This window comes from Synechococcus sp. MIT S9509 (assembly GCF_047303035.1).
GTDB lineage: Bacteria > Cyanobacteriota > Cyanobacteriia > PCC-6307 > Cyanobiaceae > Synechococcus_C.
The window spans coordinates 2,589,364-2,608,535 of the sequence record NZ_CP138940.1 but is presented as its reverse complement, the minus strand read 5'-3'; the positions used below and the strand labels follow the sequence as shown (position 1 = coordinate 2,608,535).

General features: G+C 60.6%; 22 protein-coding genes. 12 read left to right on the top strand and 10 right to left on the bottom strand.

All coding sequences use genetic code 11. The features are described 5' to 3' along the window. Positions 1-45 precede the first annotated feature (45 nt). Genes SIB73_RS14470 through SIB73_RS14455 form a run of 4 tightly spaced genes read left to right on the top strand, consistent with a single transcriptional unit; the run spans position 46 to position 4,329 of the window. The gene (locus SIB73_RS14470) at positions 46-1,350 is read left to right on the top strand and encodes an FIST N-terminal domain-containing protein (RefSeq protein ID WP_413404035.1); all 1,305 of its coding nucleotides are present in this window, start codon (positions 46-48) and stop codon (positions 1,348-1,350) included. Continuing rightward, positions 1,350-2,057 carry a tRNA (guanosine(46)-N7)-methyltransferase TrmB gene (gene trmB, locus SIB73_RS14465; protein WP_413404037.1) on the top strand — a complete coding sequence of 236 codons (708 nt, stop codon included), beginning with the start codon at positions 1,350-1,352 and terminating at the stop codon, positions 2,055-2,057. Before SIB73_RS14470 ends, trmB begins: the two co-directional genes overlap by 1 nt. After that, positions 2,057-3,349 carry an IctB family putative bicarbonate transporter gene (locus SIB73_RS14460; RefSeq protein ID WP_413404038.1) on the top strand — a complete coding sequence of 431 codons (1,293 nt, stop codon included), beginning with the start codon at positions 2,057-2,059 and terminating at the stop codon, positions 3,347-3,349. The genes trmB and SIB73_RS14460 overlap by 1 nt, the downstream gene beginning before the upstream one ends. Then, positions 3,304-4,329, top strand: coding sequence for a BadF/BadG/BcrA/BcrD ATPase family protein (locus SIB73_RS14455; protein ID WP_413404040.1), 1,026 nt, complete (start codon positions 3,304-3,306; stop codon positions 4,327-4,329). The genes SIB73_RS14460 and SIB73_RS14455 overlap by 46 nt, the downstream gene beginning before the upstream one ends. Here the strand turns inward: SIB73_RS14455 and glmM are convergent. Then, the gene (gene glmM / locus SIB73_RS14450) at positions 4,316-5,704 is read right to left on the bottom strand and encodes a phosphoglucosamine mutase (protein WP_413404042.1); all 1,389 of its coding nucleotides are present in this window, start codon (positions 5,702-5,704) and stop codon (positions 4,316-4,318) included. The genes SIB73_RS14455 and glmM overlap by 14 nt on opposite strands. 86 nt (positions 5,705-5,790) lie before the next feature. Beyond that, entirely contained in the window at positions 5,791-5,994 is a 204-nt protein-coding gene (locus SIB73_RS14445) for a hypothetical protein (protein ID WP_413404044.1), read from the bottom strand. A 25-nt stretch (positions 5,995-6,019) separates the two neighbouring features. On the opposite strand from SIB73_RS14445, the gene SIB73_RS14440 reads away from it, so the two are divergent. Continuing rightward, complete coding sequence (locus tag SIB73_RS14440; RefSeq protein ID WP_413404045.1) at positions 6,020-8,089, top strand: transglycosylase SLT domain-containing protein; 2,070 nt, start codon at positions 6,020-6,022, stop codon at positions 8,087-8,089. Here SIB73_RS14440 and SIB73_RS14435 read toward each other — a convergent pair. Beyond that, positions 8,063-8,560, bottom strand: a complete 498-nt coding sequence (locus tag SIB73_RS14435; RefSeq protein ID WP_413404046.1) for a hypothetical protein — start codon at positions 8,558-8,560, stop codon at positions 8,063-8,065. The two genes, SIB73_RS14440 and SIB73_RS14435, sit on opposite strands and share 27 nt — an antisense overlap. A 121-nt stretch (positions 8,561-8,681) precedes the next feature. Between SIB73_RS14435 and SIB73_RS14430 the strand changes: the two genes are divergently transcribed. Together SIB73_RS14430 and thyX are read left to right on the top strand one after the other, a co-directional pair. Further along, a complete protein-coding gene (locus SIB73_RS14430) occupies positions 8,682-9,227 on the top strand; it encodes a thioredoxin domain-containing protein (protein WP_413404047.1) in 546 nt (181 codons plus the stop codon). A gap of 67 nt (positions 9,228-9,294) precedes the next feature. Then, complete coding sequence (gene thyX / locus SIB73_RS14425) at positions 9,295-10,020, top strand: FAD-dependent thymidylate synthase (protein ID WP_413404048.1); 726 nt, start codon at positions 9,295-9,297, stop codon at positions 10,018-10,020. A gap of 29 nt (positions 10,021-10,049) precedes the next feature. Here the strand turns inward: thyX and dcd are convergent, their stop codons facing one another. Continuing rightward, positions 10,050-10,643: a dCTP deaminase gene (dcd, locus tag SIB73_RS14420; RefSeq protein WP_413404050.1), complete on the bottom strand. Its 594-nt coding sequence runs from the start codon at positions 10,641-10,643 to the stop codon at positions 10,050-10,052. Continuing rightward, positions 10,643-11,251: a cob(I)yrinic acid a,c-diamide adenosyltransferase gene (locus SIB73_RS14415; RefSeq protein ID WP_413404052.1), complete on the bottom strand. Its 609-nt coding sequence runs from the start codon at positions 11,249-11,251 to the stop codon at positions 10,643-10,645. The genes dcd and SIB73_RS14415 overlap by 1 nt, the downstream gene beginning before the upstream one ends. Positions 11,252-11,395: 144 nt before the next feature. On the opposite strand from SIB73_RS14415, the gene rph reads away from it, so the two are divergent. From rph to SIB73_RS14395, 4 genes are all read left to right on the top strand, one after another. After that, entirely contained in the window at positions 11,396-12,121 is a 726-nt protein-coding gene (gene rph / locus SIB73_RS14410; RefSeq protein ID WP_413404054.1) for a ribonuclease PH, read from the top strand. Between the two features lie 75 nt (positions 12,122-12,196). Beyond that, entirely contained in the window at positions 12,197-12,931 is a 735-nt protein-coding gene (gene ntcA, locus SIB73_RS14405; protein WP_413406118.1) for a global nitrogen regulator NtcA, read from the top strand. Between the two features lie 58 nt (positions 12,932-12,989). Continuing rightward, a complete protein-coding gene (locus SIB73_RS14400) occupies positions 12,990-14,201 on the top strand; it encodes a DUF3084 domain-containing protein (RefSeq protein ID WP_413404056.1) in 1,212 nt (403 codons plus the stop codon). Continuing rightward, positions 14,198-14,635: a resolvase gene (locus SIB73_RS14395; RefSeq protein WP_413404057.1), complete on the top strand. Its 438-nt coding sequence runs from the start codon at positions 14,198-14,200 to the stop codon at positions 14,633-14,635. The genes SIB73_RS14400 and SIB73_RS14395 overlap by 4 nt, the downstream gene beginning before the upstream one ends. Here SIB73_RS14395 and SIB73_RS14390 read toward each other — a convergent pair. From SIB73_RS14390 to psbH, 4 genes are read right to left on the bottom strand one after another with little or no spacing between them, the layout of a single operon-like run. Continuing rightward, positions 14,613-14,870 (bottom strand): DUF3146 family protein, encoded by a 258-nt coding sequence (locus SIB73_RS14390; RefSeq protein ID WP_413404059.1) that lies wholly within the window; start codon positions 14,868-14,870, stop codon positions 14,613-14,615. The two genes, SIB73_RS14395 and SIB73_RS14390, sit on opposite strands and share 23 nt — an antisense overlap. Beyond that, entirely contained in the window at positions 14,870-15,499 is a 630-nt protein-coding gene (gene pth, locus SIB73_RS14385; RefSeq protein WP_413406120.1) for an aminoacyl-tRNA hydrolase, read from the bottom strand. Before pth ends, SIB73_RS14390 begins: the two co-directional genes overlap by 1 nt. A gap of 6 nt (positions 15,500-15,505) precedes the next feature. After that, positions 15,506-15,745, bottom strand: coding sequence for a TatA/E family twin arginine-targeting protein translocase (locus SIB73_RS14380; protein ID WP_413404060.1), 240 nt, complete (start codon positions 15,743-15,745; stop codon positions 15,506-15,508). Positions 15,746-15,766: 21 nt separating this feature from the next. Next, entirely contained in the window at positions 15,767-15,967 is a 201-nt protein-coding gene (gene psbH, locus SIB73_RS14375) for a photosystem II reaction center phosphoprotein PsbH (protein ID WP_066904734.1), read from the bottom strand. An 86-nt stretch (positions 15,968-16,053) separates the two neighbouring features. On the opposite strand from psbH, the gene psbN reads away from it, so the two are divergent. After that, entirely contained in the window at positions 16,054-16,194 is a 141-nt protein-coding gene (gene psbN, locus SIB73_RS14370) for a photosystem II reaction center protein PsbN (protein ID WP_413404062.1), read from the top strand. Here the strand turns inward: psbN and SIB73_RS14365 are convergent. Beyond that, entirely contained in the window at positions 16,182-19,160 is a 2,979-nt protein-coding gene (locus SIB73_RS14365) for an alpha-mannosidase (RefSeq protein WP_413404064.1), read from the bottom strand. The two genes, psbN and SIB73_RS14365, sit on opposite strands and share 13 nt — an antisense overlap. Positions 19,161-19,172 lie beyond the last annotated feature (12 nt).

Here is a 19,172-nt window from a genome sequence, read left to right as displayed (position 1 = left end):
ATCACGGTCATCCAGCAGGTCGACAGGATTGGTAAGGTCCAGACCATGGTTCGGTTCAATCCTGTCGACTGGTTCCGGAGCCGCGGGCTGCAGGCTCGATGCCGACATGCACTTTCCAGCAAGCCTTCTCTTGAGGATGCGGCACGGGAAGTCAGCAGCGCTCTGGGATCAAACCAAGCGGATCTTGCACTCGTGTTCATCTCGAGTCACTTCGCGAGCGATCTGACCCGCCTGCTGCCGCTGCTGCAAAAACGCCTCAACGCCCGACACTGGCTGGGTTGTCTTGGCGGTGGCGTCGTTGGCACCACGACCTCAGGCGAAGCCCATGAAGTAGAACGCACGCCAGCTCTAAGCATCAGTCTCCTCAACCTTCCAGGAGCTGAACTGAACAGCTTCAGTCTTGACAGCAGCCAGCTGCCCGATCTCGATGGAGCTGCCAAGAACTGGCAGGACTGGGTGGGAGTGAGTCCCTCCAGCAGCCGTTCAATGCTGTTGCTGCTCGATCCAGGCTGTAACGCCATCAACGATCTGGTGAGCGGACTGGATTACGCCTACCCCGGCATCGCCAAAGTCGGAGGTATCGCCTTGCCTCACAACGCCGATCATGGGTCCCTGCTTTGCGGAGATCAGGTTGTCGGAGGAGCGGTGGGACTCAGCATTGGCGGTACCTGGAGCCTGGATCCAGTTGTGGCCCAGGGGTGTCGACCGATCGGACCGGTGTTCGCCATCGAACAGGCTCAACGCAACGTTCTGCTCGAACTGAGTGACGGCGACCGACGCGCCAGCCCTGTGGCATGCCTGCAACGTGTCCTCGCCGATCTCAGCGCCGAAGACAGGGAGCTGGTGCAGCACTCACTGTTCCTCGGCGTTGAACGTGAAGAATTGATTGCCGACGCCATGCTCGCCGGGCTCAGTCATGGCGGCACCTCGGGCGATCGACCCGCAAGAGCTTTTCTGGTGCGCAATCTGATCGGGGTGGATCCACGCAACGGCGCAGTTGCCGTTGCCGATCGCGTTCGTGCCGGACAAAACGTGCAGTTCCAGTTGCGTGAAGCGCAGGCCTCTCGACTGGAAGCCCGTCAGCTGCTGCAGACCACCAGAGATCAGCGCGGAGACCAGGCACCCTTGATTGGATTGCTGTTCGCCTGTCTGGGTCGGGGCAAGGGCCTGTTCGGCAGCCCCGATGGCGATGTGAGCATCGCTCGCGATGTCTTTTCGCAACTTCCGGTTGCCGGCAGCTTCTGCAACGGCGAGATCGGACCACTCGGGGGCGCCACGCATCTCCATGGCTACACCGCCTGCTGGGGTCTTCTGCGCTGCGACCCTCCCGAAGGTGCAACGCGGTCCTGATGCGGCAGCACGTCAATCCCCTCAGCCGCTTTTTTCAGCTGCCTCTGCAACTGCCCGGACCTGAAGAGCTCTTTGACGATGCCGATCGTCCCATCCATTTGGATATCGGCTGCGCCAGGGGCGTCTGTCTGCTGGAGCTGTCAGCACTGAAACCAGACTGGAATCATCTGGGTGTGGAGATCAGGCGTCCGCTCGCACTGGCAGCCCAGCGTGACCGCGACAGACTTGAGCGTCATAATCTTCACTACCTCTTCTGCAATGCGAACATCAGCCTGGAGGGTTGGCTTGCAGAGCTGAAAACGGATCAGCTGCAGCTGGTGAGCATTCAGTTTCCGGATCCCTGGTTCAAGCGGCGGCACCGCAAACGCCGGGTGATGCAGCCCTCGCTTCTACTGGCCATCGCTGGGGCTCTCAGTTCCAGCCGCGAGTTGTTTCTGCAAAGCGATGTGCTGGAGGTCGTGGAACCGATGGTCACACTGGTCGAACTGAGCGGTTGCTTCGACCGACCCGCCGAAGACACCCGTCCCTGGAGAGCCGACAACCCCCTGCCGGTGCCAACGGAACGCGAGCGCTATGTGGAGGAGCAGGGTCTTCCCGCTTACCGGGTGCTGTACCGGCGCAACGAACAGCCACTGCCGGAGCTGGAAGAACTGGAGATCGCCTGGCGACGGGTCGATAATCCGGCTGATGTTCCTCTCGAACACTGATGGCTGAGGCTTCGGCCCCTTGGTTGCTGCGCTGGCAAGGCCTTCTTCCAGGATCAGCAGAACAGCAGAAGCGCCTGAGCGAGCTGGCAGGGATCGTTCTGATCCTGTTGATGGCTGGACTTCCGGTGCTCACGCGCGCCGGCCTGGGCCTGATCGTGCTGGCCTGTGGAGCCCTCTGGGTGCTCTGGTCACTCACCAGAACTCCCGCTCGCATCGGCGCAATCAGTGGCTGGCTGCTGCTGTTCCTGGCTGTGGCCGTACTGGCAACAGGTCTTTCACCGGTACCGAGCGCCGCCGCCAAAGGACTGCTCAAACTGATCAGTTACCTCGGGGTCTATGCCCTGATGCGCCAGCTACTGAGCGTCAGTCCCCATTGTTGGGACCGTCTTGTGGCGGCATTGCTGGGCGGATCTCTGCTGAGCAGCGTGCTGGCCTTGCGCCAGCTCTATGCCCCCACTGAAGAGCTGGCTCGCTGGGCCGATCCCAACTCGGTGGCGGAGGGCACCATCCGCATCTACGGACCATTGGGCAATCCCAATCTTCTGGCGGGTTACCTGGTGCCGATCCTGCCCATCGCCATGGTGGCGATGATTCGATGGCGTGGCCTGGGGTCCAGGCTTTATGCAGCCACAGCACTGGTTCTGGGCTGCGCTTCAACACTGTTCAGCTACAGCCGCGGAGGCTGGCTGGGAATGGTGGCCTCAGTCGGAGTGATGCTGCTGCTGCTGCTGCTTCGGTACATCCGCCACTGGCCGGCGTTCTGGCGTCGGATTCTGCCCCTGGCTCTGCTGGTTGTCACTGGCGTGGTGCTCGCCTTTGCCGCCACACAGGTTGAACCGATCCGCACCAGAGTCGCCAGCCTGCTGGCAGGTCGAGGCGACAGTTCCAACAATTTCCGGATCAACGTCTGGCTGGCAGCGATCGACATGATCCAGGACCGCCCTTGGCTCGGCATCGGCCCTGGGAATGCCGCCTTCAACAGCGTTTACCCGCTTTATCAGCAACCGAAATTCAATGCCCTCAGCGCCTATTCAGTACCGCTTGAACTGTTGGTGGAGACAGGCATCCCTGGCCTGCTCGCCTGCCTCGGCCTCGGGGTCGCCAGTCTTCGCAATGGCTGGCGAGCACTGACTGCAGAATCAGAACTTGCCCTCCCCTGCCTGGGCTGCCTGGCGGCCATCGCCGGACTGCTGACCCAGGGTGCAGCCGACACCATCTTCTTCCGCCCTGAAGTGCAGATCAGCGGATGGTTCTGCCTGGCCACTCTGAGCCAGATGCATCGGAACCCTTGAGCACACCAATCTCCATACTCGCCGGGTTTGATGCAGGACAGACCCTCTGCCGCTGCAGGTTAAGTGCCTGGGAGGACGGCCAGCTGCGTACGGTCGGCAACGGTTCAGGGCCTGGAGTCAGCCATTTGGATGCCGCTGACGGCGAAGAGCGATTTCGTTCCGCCATCCGCATCAGTTTCAACAGAGCACGACTCGACTGGTCACGGCGATTGGGTCGTGATCCAAGCGAGGCGGAACCGATCACTGCCGCTGCCATTGGCGCCAGCGGTATCGAGGCCGGCACGCCGCTTCAGGCCAGGGGCGGAGCGATGCTCGCTTCAGAACTGCAGCTGCCCCAATCGCGCTGTCTGGCAACCGGTGACGAACGCACCGCATTGCGTGGCGCATTCCCCGATCGGGCGGGCATCGTGCTGATCAGCGGCACCGGAATGATCGTGGTTGGCCGGGACGCGCATGGCAGCGAGCACCGTTGCGGGGGCTGGGGCTGGAGACTGGACGGCGCAGGGTCTGCCTTCGATATCGGCCACCAGGCGCTGCAACTGAGCGTGATGATGGCCGATGGCCGTGCTCCTGATGGCGCCCTGCGCCAGCGGCTCTGGGATGCTCTGAACTGCAGCAGCGCCGCCGATCTAAAAGCTCGCGTGGTCAGCCCGGGCCATGGGGTCGCCGATCAGGCGAAGCTGGCGCCCCTGGTTGACGACGCAGCGGCTCAGGGAGATGCAGCCGCTCTGGCAATTCTGCAGAGATCTGCCTCCGCGCTCGCTCAGGCCGCAGCAGCCACCGCCAACGCACTGGACCTGAATCAACCGTCACTTGGAGCGCGAGGGGGAGCACTGGAGCACCTGTCGGAGTTCCGGAAACTCGTCGACAAGACGGTGTTTGAACTGATGCCGGGAAGCAACTGGCAATCAGCATCGGGGGATGCCTGTGATGGTGCACTGGCCTGCGCCCTGGATCGTTCCTCGCTCAGGCCACATTGAGATGGCGATCGGCCGCCTCGGCCAAACGGCCGGTCCAGAGTTCCACCACATCTGATTCGGCCGCTTCCACCATCACCCGCAACAGAGGCTCGGTACCGCTTGCGCGAACCAGCACCCTGCCGTCATTGGCCATCGAACGTTCTGCCTCGTCGACGAGATCCCTCAGAGGAGCACACTCGGCCCAACCCTTGCGACGCGCAAGGTCTGGCACCCGCACGTTCACCAGCTTCTGGGGGTAGGCCTGGAAGCTGCGATCCAGCCAGTCGGCGAGTGTCATCTGCTGGCCATGACAAAGGGTGGCGAGCTGAAGCGCCGTGAGAACTCCATCACCGGCGAGTCCATGGGCGGAGGAAAGGATATGGCCCGACTGTTCACCGCCGAGGGCTGCACCACTGCTCACCATGGCCGCGTGAACATGCTGGTCACCCACAGGAGTCCGCTGCAGCTGTCCCCCTCTGGACTGCCAGGCCCGCTCGAATCCGAGATTTGACATCACCGTGGCCACCAGGCGCTGATCAGGCAGAGCGCCGCTGTCCTGAAGCACCGATCCCCAGAGATACAGAACATGATCACCATCAACAACCCGACCACGTCCATCAACGGCAAGCATCCGATCGGCATCGCCATCGAAGGCGAAGCCCATGGCCGCACCGCGTTCGATCACCGCCTCACGCAGCGGTCCCAGATGGGTGGAACCACAGCCCACATTGATGCGTTCACCGTCGGCGACGCCGTGGAGCACGGTGAGATCGGCCCCCAGTGAGCGGAAAACGTCTGCGCCACAGGCAGTTGCTGAGCCCCAGCAGAGATCGAGCACGATCGGCACGCCGTCCAGATGTTGATGCTGAACGCTGCTCAGCAGGCTCTCGCGATAGTGCTCTAGCAATTCAGAGCGGTGGCTTGCAGCACCACAGGAGCTCATCCCCCCGGCAGCATCAACCTCTCCACGTAAACCGGATTCGATGCGGCGTTGCAATTCGGAACCCAGCTTGCTGCCGTCCGGCCCGAACACCTTGATGCCATTGTCTTCGGGCGGGTTGTGGCTTGCCGAAACCATCAGCCCGCCCGACGCCTGCAAGCGACGGATCAGACCCGGCACCGCCGGAGTTGGGCAGAGGCCAAGAGTCCAGACCTCACGACCTGCAGCCGTGAGTCCTGCAGTCAGAGCTGCCACAACCATCGAACCGCTGCAGCGGGAATCCATCCCGATCAACAACGGACCATCCGGCGGCAGAACGCGTCCACACCAGAAACCAACCTGCAAGGCCAGAGCGGGTGTGATCGCCGTACCGACACGACCACGCAGACCGTCTGTCCCGAAACTGGCCTCCGGGGACTGAAGTGAACCGAGCGGGTGGGCAGCGATCGAGGCCATGAGGTCTCATATGTGGACTGAACCTTAAGAGTCTTGAGACAACCAATCACTGAGCCAGTGACAGGGCCACAGCCGCACGATGCCGGTCAGTTCCATCGCCGGGGGACAAGCAGCAGAGCTGCCAGTTCCAGCAGGGCCCACAAACCCACCAGCAGCACCACCCAGCCAGGCAGCCACTGCAATGGCCAGAGCCAGCGCAGACTCCAGACCACAACAGCGAGCCCTGAGGCCACAGCCAGGCGCAGGCGTTGGCGCTGGCCAGGCCGCGGTTGCCGACGCTGAGCAACCATCCAGTTCGATCCCGCTGGGCACAGAATGCCAGCAGTTTCCAGCCATGGCTTGAACGCTCGAGTGACCCGCGGACCGCTTCTTCTCGGTGGAACCACACTTCTGACTGTTCTGGTGATCCTGAGCGGCCGCGCCATGTTGCGCAGTCAGCACACTCCGATCACGCCACTGCTGAGCGACAGGCAACTTTGGTCTCACTACCGCTGGTCCTCAAACCCTGAGCAGCGACGCGAAGCGGCCCTGATGCTGGCAGTCCGCAGCAGCGAGTCCCCCCAGAGGCGCAGACGTCTGCTGGGCGGCCAGGGCTGGGGGCCAGCTCCACTGGCCGCCGTCGCCCTCAAGCAACAAGCCTTGACCGCAAGGTCACTGGGGCTTGAGCGGGAGGAACAACAGCACTGGCTCGATCTGCTCCGACGTTTTCCCACCGCAGCGGTCAGTGCCGATGCCCGTTATCACCTTGCGGATCGCCAGCCGCAACTGAGGGAGGAACTGCTCAGACTTCAACCTGCCCACCCCGCAGCTCTGGCGGCCGCCGCCGAACTGCCTGACGACGCCTATCAGGCAATGATCCAGTCCAGTGCCCTGCATTTGGCTCGCTGGGGAGCCAACTGGCCTGGAGCGGAGCGGCTGCTTCGCAAGGCCTGTGGGGCCATCAGCGGCGAAGCACTCGAGCAGCAGCAGCGCCTGCAACTGGCAGCGGCCCTGGCTGAGCTCGGTGACGGTCGATCCGCTGAACTCTGTCTTCAGGGCACACCTCTGGCAGCGCCGCAGGCTCTGACAATCGGGCGCGCACTCCTGCGGGGAGACAAGGGTCAGCAGCAGCGTGGTGAAACGATGTTGCTTGAGCTGGCCAAGGATCATCCAGACAGCCAGGAAGCACTGGAGTCCGCAGCGCTGCTGAGCGAACCCCTGCGTCCGAAACAGGCCCTCATCGACGCCTTACCTGACTCGCTTCAGAAACGATCAGCCGATGTGGCCGCCGCCAGGGTCCGCCTGGGAGGAGGAAAGGGAGGCCTCTCCGTGCTGAATCGCTGGCCGGACCATCCGGCCAGCTGGCAACTGCAATGGGATCTGGCTCGTACGGCGCTCCTCTCAGGCCAGTGGGAACTGGCCAGGTCATGGCTGACTGCGATCCCAGCCGAACAGCTGCCCTCACCCCTGCGTGCGCGCCAGCAGTTCTGGCTGGGGATGAGTGAAGACAAACTCGGAGACAACAACAAGGCGAGACAGATCTGGCAGAGACTGACCAAGGAGCAACCACCGGGTTACTACACCTGGAGAGCTCAGGCCAGGCTTGGGGCTGGCGACTTGCCGTTGCTCTCAGGAGACAATCTCAGCGATGCGACCAAGTCTGTTCGTGTGAACGCTGAGCGGAGCTGGAGCCCTCTCGCCAGCGGCAGTTCCCTGGTGGACGATCTCTGGCGACTCGAGATGAATCAGGAAGCCTGGGAGACCTGGCGCAGCACTGGGGACAATGCCGATCCATCACCTCAGGAGCTCCTGCTGGAAGGACGGCTGCGGCTGGGCGTGAATGACCACTGGACCGGTCTCGACCGGCTATGGAAAGCCAATCTGCGCATCGTGTCACCGGACTGCAAAACTCTTCATCTTCTCCAGGACAGCCTTCACCCTCGACCGCTGCAGTCTCAGTTCCTGGAAGCGTCGGAACAGGAAAAGGTGCGACTCGAACTGCTGCTGGCTGTTGCCCGCCAGGAATCTCGGTTCTCTCCAGGCGTGGCTTCTCCCGTTGGTGCCGTGGGGCTGTTGCAACTGATGCCGACCACGGCCGCAGAAGTGGCAGGAGAAGAACTCAGTACCGATGACCTGAAAGATCCAGGACGCAACGCCGTTTTGGGTGCGCGCTATCTGACCGGTCTTCTGGAGCGTTGGCAGGGCAACCCCTGGCTGACAGTGGCCAGCTACAACGCCGGGCCGGGGGCGGCGGGATCGTGGCTGAGTGCTGAACTGAACGACGATCCTGAACTGTGGGTCGAGCGCATTCCGTACCCGGAAACCCGCATCTACACCAAGAAAGTTCTCGGCAATGTCTGGGCCTACCTGAACAACAGCTCAGGCACCGATCGCTGCACCGAGTGAACTGGGGGGATTGGGCAGATCCTGCCCGATCCAGATCCCGGCGATCACAATCACAGCCAGCCAGAAGGCCATCAGCTGCGGAGGGGGAACCACCTTGATACGACTCAGATCGAGGCGTGCCAGCAGTGTGGCGGACCCCAGGATCAGCACATCCGACAGCAGGCTGAGGCTGAGGACGTAGAGACCCACGGTGATGAGCAACGTGAGCGTGACCACCAGACTGAGAACTCGACTGGATGCCATCAGCATTGAAAGCTGACGAAGCAGCAGGTCCGGCATCGTGCAGATCACAACCACCACCACGGCCTGGATGATCTCGAGTGCCCAGAAGGTGCTCACCGAAATCGAATGGGCCTCAGCCAGCCAGGCCTCCTGGATGGCCCAGTGATGGCCGAGGAACAGCGACACCACAAACAGCAGAATCAGCAGCGGAGCCCGAAGCGGCAGCAGGAGAAAACGCAAAACGGGCATCAGCTTGAAAGCAGATTCGCGGCGGACAAACGTCGATCAACGACGCGAGGTTCTGCGGTCAGACGCTAGCAACAGCAAGCGGTTTGTCCTGTCAGAGTGGTGTCACTGATGTCAGTCCGCGATGACCGACAGCGCTTCAAACTCCGGCCTCACCACATGGCAGAAAAGCATGCTGCTAGCTGCAGCCCTGGTCCTGGCCGTGGGCCTTTTTCTGGTCCGCAACGGTGGTTCAATCGAATCGCCGCTCGATCAGCTCGCCAGGCGTTCCCTGCCGCCGGAAGTGGCTCTCAGCAATGGTCGACCCACGATTCTCGAGTTCTATGCCGACTGGTGTGAGGTCTGCCGCGAAATGGCTCCAGCGATGCTTGAGGTTGAACAACGCCACAGTGCCGATCTGGATGTGGTTCTGGTCAACATCGACAACCCGCGCTGGCTGGACCTGACTGATCGTTACGACGTGACAGGCATTCCTCAGCTGAACCTTTTCTCTGCGGACGGCACCATGCGTGGTCGATCACTCGGCGGCCGCAGTGAAACCGAGCTGAATTCCATTGCAACTGCCTTGATGGACGGCAGCCCACTTCCAGCTCTGGCTGGCTTTGGCAGTACCAGTCCTCTCCCTGAGACGGCCACGAAAGATTCCACCGGCCCACGAAGTCACGCGTAATTCCAGTCATGGCCGACCGAAAAGGCGATGATCAACCGATATCCCGTACCCGAAACCTCAAAACCTCATGGATTCCCGCTTCCGGGTCGAACTGATCGCCGCTACACCCAATCCTCAGCAGAGCGTGTACGCCGGCATGCACCAGGACTACAGCGAAGGTTTCGTGGTGATGGAACGCGACCAGTGGCCGAACGAAACAAGGGCCGGGGAGATTTGCATCAAGCGGTTGCTTGGTGGAATGAAAGGCCATTACGGCCCGCTGGAACATGCCCAGATCGTGCTGAACGTGGGCTGGTTCCCTCATTCGGTGATGCAGCAGGCTCGGACGCACAGGGTCGGGGTGAGTTTTGATGTTCAATCGATGCGCTACACCGGTGAACGCATCTGCCGGGCTGCGGACGGAGAACTGGATCTCGAGGAAGTGTTCTATCTGCGTCCGGTGGGGGAGTACCGAGACCGACTGGGCAAGAAATACACCTACGCCGATGAACAACGATGCATCGATCTGAAACTCTGCCAACAGGCGGCGGAACGCTACCGCGATCTGTTAAGGGAAGGCTTCTCAGAAGAACATGCCAGAGGAATTCTGCCCTTTGACTACCGACAGCATTTTGTTGTCAGTTTCAGTCTGCGCGCTTTCCTTCACTTCCTTGACCTGCGCTCCAAACTCGATGCACAACAGGAAATCAGAGAGCTCTGTGATCTGATGTGGCCCCATCTGCAGAGCTGGGCGCCTGAGTTCGCTGACTGGTACGAAAAAAACAGACTGCACAAGGCTCGTCTGGCGCCCTGATCGGGGCGGAACTGACCATTCCTGGCGATTCAAATCTTGGCGAGCGTCACTTTCTCAGGTTGATGTTGATATTTGCCCTGCCGATCGCTGTAGGTGGTGTCACACGGATCACCCTCAAAAAACAGCAGCTGACAGATCCCTTCATTGGCATAAATGCGGCAGTCAGCTCCTGAACTGTTGCTGAATTCGAGTGTGAGATGCCCTTCCCAGCTGGCTTCAGCTGGAGTGGTGTTCACAATGATTCCCAGCCGTGCATAGGTGCTCTTGCCGAGACAGATCACGGTGATATTCGGCGGAACCTTCATCTTTTCCAGAGCCACACCGAGGCCATAGGAATGGGCGGGAAGGATGAAATAGTCACCATCTTCGTCATGGTGAAGCTCAGTGGGCTCAAGGTTGGCAGGATTGAACCGCTTGGGATTCATCACTGTTCCAGGAACATGCTTGAAAATCAGGAATTCCTTAGCTGACAAACGCAGGTCGTACCCGTACGAGGAGCAGCCGAAGCTGAGAACAGGTGAAAGTTTCTGCTCAGAATCCAGATGTCGGATCAAGCCTTTCTGAAAGGGTTCGAGCATGCCCGAGGCAGCCTGTTCAGTGATCCATCGGTCGTTCTTGAGCATCAGAACCCCCTTCGCAGTTCGGTCACTTGATCCGCAAGACCCATGAGAGATTCAGGGATTGACGGTCCTGTGATGATCACATCCATGGAACCAGGGCGTGCTTCCAGGCTGTCGCGCACCTCTTTCTCAACGAGATAACCGAGCGCAATGGCCAATCCGAGTTCATCGAGCACCAACTGATCGAGATCTCCGCAGGCCAGGTGGCGGCTGCAGAGCCGCCAGATCGCCTGAACGGCATCCACTGCCGCAGCGTCAGATGAGCCGACTGGATCCGACAGACATCCCATCACGGCGGGTCTTGTCCACACCATGCGATCACAGAGCGTGATCGCGGCATCAGGGCCCTGGGCGACGCCGCCTTTCAGGAACTGCATCACAGCGACACGACTGCCAAGCCCTGCGGAACGCATGGCCTGACTGAGCACTGTGCCGAAACTGCCTCGATAGGGGGCGGTGTGAACCTGCAACTGCCCTTCCGGGGCCACCAGATGCAGCGGATGCTGAGGCTGGAGTGAGGGCAGTGGGTGCAGGCCGGCACGATTCAGATCCCGATGATCAGCACCGCTCTGCCCACGGGATCGATGGCTGGGGCTCAGGCTTGCGGTCATCTGGGTCGCTTCCGTCGTGGCTGGAATCAAAACAACCCAGCGGAACTTGAATCTAGCGGCGAAAGCGCAAATCACAATCCCTTTGACACCATCCATGGTGTCTCCACTCCAACTGGCAGGCTCAGGATTCCGAGCCGTCTCCCCATGAGCGACACCCAGCGCAACGATGGTCGCCAGCCATCCGATCTCAGAGCTTTCTCGATTGACTGGGATCCCATGGGTTTCGCTCTGAGCTCAGTGATCGTGCGCACTGGACGCACCACCGTGCTCTGCAGCGTCTGCCAGGAAGTCGGCGTCCCACGCTGGAGAAGGGATCAGGGACTGGGGTGGCTGAGCGCCGAATATCGCCTGCTGCCCGGATCCACCCCAGATCGTCAACGCAGAGAACTGATGAAACTGTCAGGACGCACCCAGGAGATCCAGCGTCTGATCGGTCGCAGTCTTCGCGCCGCGATCGACATGAAGGCATTGGGAGAGAACACTCTGCTGATCGACTGCGATGTGATTCAGGCAGATGCAGGGACCAGAACAGCGGCCATCACCGGTGCATGGCTCGCCCTGAAGAAGGCCTGTGAAAGGCTGCTGGCGCAGGGCCACATCAGCACCAATCCGGTCGTCAACCAGGTGGCGGCAGTCTCTGTAGGCCTGGTCGAGGGGAATCCTTTGCTTGATCTGGACTACAGCGAAGACAGTCGGGCCGATGTGGATCTCAATGTGGTGATGAACAACGCCGGTGATCTGCTGGAGCTGCAGGGGACTGCCGAGGGCGCACCATTCAGTCGCAGGCAGCTCAACAGCCTGCTGGACCTAGCCGAACCAGGGCTCCAGCAACTCATGGCTGCACAACTGAATGCACTGCATGGCGACTGAGCCGGGAGAACCGTGTTCGTTGCTACAGGGTGACCGCGCATCGCTCCTTAACTTCCCCGCATTGATGCGTTGGTCATGGCCGAAGTGATGCGCGGCTTCAGTCGGACCGCTCCCCAGCCTGGGCGATCCGCAGAGACAAGCCTGATCAATGCCCCCAACCCCGCCAGCCGCACCCTGCTGGAAGTGATCCGTGATCTGGAGGGTGCCAGCACCGAAATGGTGGAACGGAACAAAACGATCTTTTTCCCCGGTGACCCTGCCGAGCGCGTGTATCTGATCCGACGAGGCGCTGTGCGTCTATCGAGGGTGTACGAGTCGGGTGAGGAGATCACCGTTGCCCTGTTGAGAGAAAACAGCCTGTTCGGTGTTCTCTCACTGCTCACCGGACATCGATCCGATCGCTTTTATCACTCCGTGGCCTTCACCAGGGTGGAAATGGTGACGGCACCAGCCAGCTCCGTGCGCCAAGCGATCGAAGCGGACACCAGCGTGGGATTGCTATTGCTCCAGGGTCTCTCCAGCAGAATTCTTCAGACAGAAACCATGATTGAGACCCTCACACACCGGGACATGTCCTCCCGTCTGGTGAGTTTTCTGCTTGTTCTCTGCAGGGACTTCGGCATGCCTGGATCCCAGGGCATCACCATTGACCTGCGCCTGTCTCATCAGGCCATCGCTGAAGCGATCGGATCCACACGCGTGACCATCACACGCCTGCTCGGGGATCTACGCAATTCAGGCCTAGTCGAAATTGACCGCAAGAAGATCACCGTTCTTGATCCGATTGCACTGGCCAAGCGTTTCAGTTAACCCCTCGACAGGTGAAAATGGGCAGCATTCCGGCGGCCCGCCGCATGTTTGACCGACCGTGACCGGCTGGCTTCTGCTGCTGTCCCTGCTGATCCTCGGCGGGGTGCTCTCCACCCTTGGCGATCGACTCGGCTCAAGGGTCGGCAAAGCGCGGCTGAGCCTGTTCGGTCTTCGCCCACGTCAAACCGCTGTGGTGATCACTGTGCTCACGGGGAGCCTGATCAGTGCCCTTTCGCTCGGGCTGATGCTTCTGGTGAGCCGCCAGCTGCGCGTTGGTCTGTTTGAACTCAATGATCTCGAAGCTCGTCTGCGCAGCAGCCGCTCTGATCTGAAGGGAAGCCGCAAAGCTCAGCGAAAGGCCCGTGAGCAACTCGAAGAAGCTCGTGCCGATGAAATCAAAGCCAGAAAAATTCTGGCTGATGCCCAGGCACGGGCCAGCAAGCTGCGCAGCACACTTCAACCCCTGCAGGAACAGACTCGGCGACTGGAGGCGGAACGGCGGAGACTCAGCCAGGACGTCCGCAACCGCGATGCGGAAATCCAGCGAACCGATGATGAACTGAACGCGGTACGCGAACGGATCAGCTCCGGTGAAGCGGAGCTTCAGTTGCTTGAGGAGAACCTGCTGGCGCTGCGTCGGGGAGATGTGGCCATCAGCAGTGGTCAGCCACTTGCCACTGTCACACTCAAGCTGGATCGTCCAGATCAAGCCCGGCAGGTGATTGACCAGGTGCTGAGGGAAGCCAATCTTCAGGCCTTTCAGAAGGTTCTGCCTGGACAATCGCCGGATCGCCAGATCATCCTCGTGCCGCGCCAGGACATTGAACGGTTGGAAAAAGCCATCCGCAAACCTGGCACCTGGGTGGTGCTGCTGCGCTCAGCGGCGAATGTGCTGCGAGGAGAGAGCGTGGTTTACGCCTTTCCGGATGTGCGGCCCAATGTGGCCATCACCGTCGCGGGGGAAACCCTTGCCAAGACAGCTCTTGCCAGCCAGGAGACCAAACCGGAAGAGGTGCGAAACCGGGTCAACCTGCTGCTGGCTTCCACGCTGGCGGAAGTACGCCGACGGGGATCTCTCAGCCAGGGGCTTCAGTTTGACGCCAACGCCGTCAACAGACTTGCTCAGCAGCTGACCGAGCGGCGCGGAGGCCGTATTGAACTCGAGGCTGTGGCCTTGCGTCGCAGTGAAACAGCCGATCCCATCGCCATCGAGCTGCGTCCGAGCAAACCGCTGCGCCCGGCATCAACGTTCCAGGACGACATCCAGTGAGCAGGATCGTGTCGGTTGACCCCGGGCGCAGCAAATGTGGCCTGGTCCTGGTCGACAGTGACAGCAACTGCGTGATCGAGGGGAAAGTTGTTGCCACTGAGGGAGTACACGACATCCTTGAGATCTGGAGCAAGCTGGCACCCATAGAACTCCTGGTGCTGGGGAACGGCACTGCCAGCGAAAGCCTCAGGAACCAGCTTCCTGCAGATCTAGCCATCAAGCTGGTGGATGAGCGTGGCACCACACTTCAAGCACGCAAGCGCTACTGGCAACTTTGGCCTCCGAAGGGATGGCGACGATTGTTACCGAGAGGGTTGCTGTTACCGCCCGTCCAACTGGATGCCGTTGCGGCCCTGGTGATTCTTGAATCCGATCTCGGCCGGATCATCGATTGGCCTGGACCAGCCCCGTTCAGAAACGGGCACGAACAGTGAAGCTGTAGTCGCCGCCGGCCTCCAGCCTGTAATCGGATTTCACAAGGAAGCGAAGCAGTGCGTCCTGAATCAATGCTCTGCCCAGAGAGGGCTCAACGCTCAGCTCACCCCGTTCAAACAACCAGTGAAATGTCCAGATGAATCCGCCAGCCTGCACCTCTCCCTGAAGACACTTGTCTCGGAAACTGTGATGATGCACCCGCAGATGCGCCGTGGTGACAGGCAGAGGTGCCATCAGGCCTGTTCGCCATCAACAGCAGGAGACAGATTCACCGCATTGATGGCATTTCCAGCCCGATCCAGTCCTTGTCGCTGAATGTGATCGAGACCCGACAACACTTCGCGCAGCACGTTCTGAAGCAGAGGTTCCTCAGAACGGTTGAACTGTCCAAGCACATGAGACACCGTACGGGCACGGCGTTCCTCAGGATTGCGACCTGGCGCACCAATGCCAATTCGAAGTCGGGCGAAATCCTGAGTGCCCAGATGCTGGATGGTGCTCTTCAGACCGTTATGTCCTCCTGCACCACCACTGGCTCGAAGGCGCAGCCGTCCTAGAGGCAGATCCATGTCGTCAACGAGCACGATCAGCTGGTCGATCTCCAGATCAAACCAGTCCAATGCTGCTCGGATTGAACGACCACTGTCATTCATATAGGTCTGTGGCATCAACAGTCTGAGTCGATCGCCGCCGAACCCGACATCAGCCAGATCTCCCTGAAGCTTGGACATCGGCTTGAAACGACCACCTTCTCGAGTTGTAAGCAGCTCCAAAGCCATGAACCCGACGTTGTGCCGGGTCGAAGCATATTTTTCACCAGGATTACCCAGACCGACCACCAGACGGAGGCCTCCTCGATTGATCACCGATCAGTCCTCAGAAGCCTTGGTCGTTGTCGCGGAATCCGGGGGAGAGGGAGGTGGAAGTTCTTCAGGATCCGCCATCGCTTTGCTGATCTCTCGCTCGAATTCCTTGGAAGCAGTCTGAAAACCCTTGAGAGTCTTTCCAAGTGTCCGCCCGAATTCAGGCAGACGTTTGGGACCGAACACCAGGAGCGCAACAGCTCCGATGACGGCCATCTCAGGGAGTCCGATGCCGAAGATGTTCATGGAGGTGACCAGCGGACGGGATCAGGCGCCACCATTCCAGTTCACGTTGATTCCCTCGAGGATCAGCGACTGGTTGTAGAGCTGCAGAATCACCAGCAGAAAAACCAGAAACAGCACCATGAAGATGCCCATGACAGGAGTGGTCCCCCAGCCGGGAACAACCTTGCCGTACTCGGAGTTGAGAGGACGGAGCAGATCGCCCAAACGAGTGCGTTGTGCCATAGCGGCCCTGAGGTCTCGGGTGAAGTTCAGCCCCGATACTGTAGTGGTCCCGACCCTTAAGAGGGTCGATCCTGTCGAGAGATGTGATGGAAAGCTCCTCCCCGGCGCTGTCGGTGTCGATCGCGATGTTGACCGCCCTGCTTGGACTCACCGGTTTTGGTGTGTACATATCGTTTGGACCACCGTCGAAGCGGTTGGATGATCCGTTTGACGATCACGACGACTGAGGAATCAATCGAATCTCCTGCAGCGCTCCTGGAGGAATCACGATGGATTGCCGACCATCCCGGATTCTCCAGCCCTCATCCGCTGGTGTCCATCTGACTCTTGCGCCTCCGGGGTTCAGCAGCTGGATCAGAACCGCACCTGTGACGTCAGGGTCGGCAGTGTCCTGTCGAATCGAAACAGGCACCAGTGATCCTGGAAGAGCAGGAAATCCGCGCCAGCGAGCCTGTAGATCAACGGGTCCAAGCCAACCAGGTTCCCGGAAATGAATTGCCTCCTGAGCAAGACCATCCAGGTACCAACCTTTCAAAACAGGCATCAGAGCGAGGCGGTGACGATGTCGACGCTGATCTGCCGATGGATCAGGCCAGGTAGGCCCGCGAAGCAAGGAGATTCCGAGATGCTTTGCCCCGGCATCAACGCCCTGAGGGCCATCAAGCATTACCCCCAGACCTCCACCTGGAGCTGCATTTTCACTGGCAAGCCAGGAGATCACTGGCACCTCCCAACGGGCCTTTTCACCGGGCGTCGAAGCCACAGCAGGTCGCTCGATCACACCGCCGCTGGTGTCCGCGGCCCAGCGCACCGCTGGCCTTGCGAGAGGGCAGACCATGCGAAGCAGTTCATGGGTCTGACACCAGTCGATGGTCAGTTGCAGTTCAACAGCTGGACTGTCGGCTCGCAGGATCACGTGCATGCGCATCGCGCTGCTCCCGATCAAGCAACGCAGCACGACCCTTGCCACGAGCGGGCCCTGCTCCACAAGCTCCGGTTGCCAGTCGGCATCAATCGGCAGTTGATGCTGCTGGTAATCCCCCGCAACGTCCCACGCATCCCAGAATTCACCTCGATCGCGGTAGCGACAAAGCTGCAGTGGCGACGAGAGCTGATCGACACCCTGCTGATCCTGCAGTCGAGTCAGTCCTCTGTGGTCCAGCTCGACAGCCAGAAGACCGTTGCAGAGACGCCATCGCCGATCGGCGATGACCTTCACCCGCACCGGATTCCGCACTGCCGACGCTGCCGTCGCAGACGCTGCCTCATCGGAACAGCCCTTCAGAGGCAATGCCATGACCCCCTGGGCCTCGGGCAGCTGCACCCAGAGATCGCCCCCCGGTGCCGCCTGCGACGGAAGGGTCTGGCCTTCACAAGACCACCGTCCGCGGGGCAGACGCACCAGGGGAGACCAGCGCTGCAGAGGCTGAAGACCACACCATGCCCAGTGCTGCCTCCCCTCTTCAGGCCGTGGGTCATTGCTTGACCCACGGCTGAGCAACTGCTGGAGACCAGTCGTGCGCACCGCTGCCGCCCGCCTGCGGGCTGCTCGCCACTGTGACTCCGCCTGATCAAACACTTCAGGAATCGATGTTCCAGGGAGAATGTCGTGAAACTGCTGAAACAGAAGCACCCGCCAGCCTCCATGCTGTGAGGGTTCAGCTCCCAGGGCCTCCAGCAGATCCGCTTCCCGCAGCAACCTCTCCAGAACGCGGTTGTGTCGTTTCTGATCCGGGCGTGAAGTCGCACAGCCTCGATGCAGTTCCAGATAAAGCTCATCCCTCCAGACGGGTAAGGAGGATCTGAGCGGCTCCAGCTGCTTCAGATACTCACGAACTGTCCCTGATCTGCGTGGAGCAGTCTGTGGATGGTTTTGCCAGAGCTGCATTTCTTCCAACATTTCCCTGGTCGGACCGCCGCCGTGATCACCAACCCCCGGCAACCACAAGGCTTGATCGACCCCTGTATCGACAAGGAAGCGCTGCTGTTCCAGCTGCATGGCCAGAGGATCGGAGTCCGTACCGATCGCAGGCAACATCAACGCCAGCACCTCCTCACGGCCGCGTCCTCGCCAGCGGAACAGACGGTGAGGGAAGACGTTGATGGCATTCCAGGCCAGTTTGTGCGTGCAGAACCAGCGAACTCCCGTGGCCTGTGCGACGGCTGGAAGCCCGCACGCAAATCCGAAACTATCCGGCAGCCAAGCCAGGTCATGTCGCCACTCTGGAAACTGCCTCTGACTGGTCTCCTGACCCAGTGCAAATTGGCGCCACAGCGAAGCCGTGCTGACAAGTACACAGTCTGTTTCCACCCAGGGGCCATTGATGGGCTCCCAGCGCCCGAGTCGACTGGCCTGCTGAATACGGGCGAACAGCGCGGGGCGGTGGCGCTCAATCCACTCATAGAGGGCAGGGGTGGAGTGGGCGAAATGCAGCTCCGGGAAGAGCTCCATCAGGCGCAAAGCTGAATCGAAGGTGCGTTCCGCCGCCTGCCATGTATCAGCCACAGGCCACAACCAGGCCAGATCCAGATGAGCATGACCCACCCAGTGCAGTCCTCCAGCGGCACAATCCCTCCCCTTGAGGTGCTGGTGAACCAGAGCGGTCGCCTGAGGGGAGAGCGGATCGCAGTCAAGCCATGGCTCCGGCAGAGACTCTGGCTTTAGGCCTGTGAGTTCGAGGGCCTGGGGAAGGAGACACCCCTGGGGATCCACAGCTGGCACCGCAGGCTCCCGGACCAGGTCGCTGGTGATCAGAGCCCCATCGTCGTGACAGGGACTGCGCAGCTCAAGAATCACCTTCAGCTCTTTCCCGTGTCTCCAGTGCACCGGCAACTTCCAGCGGCAACGGGTGTCGAACAGATCCCCCTCATGCACGAGGGTCCCGTCCACCCAGAGACGCACCTGGTCGGCCCACCAGCTGAGAACAAGCCGTTCAAGACTCTCCTCGCAACATTGCCAATGCCTTGGCCAGGTGATGGTCTGCTCGATTCGCAACCAGACGCCCCCTCTGGGCCAGATCAACAGCCCACGCTTCGCCCAGTCAGGTCGGTGGAGCGCTCCCCAGGGCTCTTCAAGGACTGAATGCCTGTGGAAATCACCACATCGATGCCAAAAAGGCAGCAGATCGAGGCGGCTGCGACTTCGAAACGTTTCAATCCAAGCCAATCGCCGGGGCTGGAGCGGGGGCAGCATCGTGAACTCACA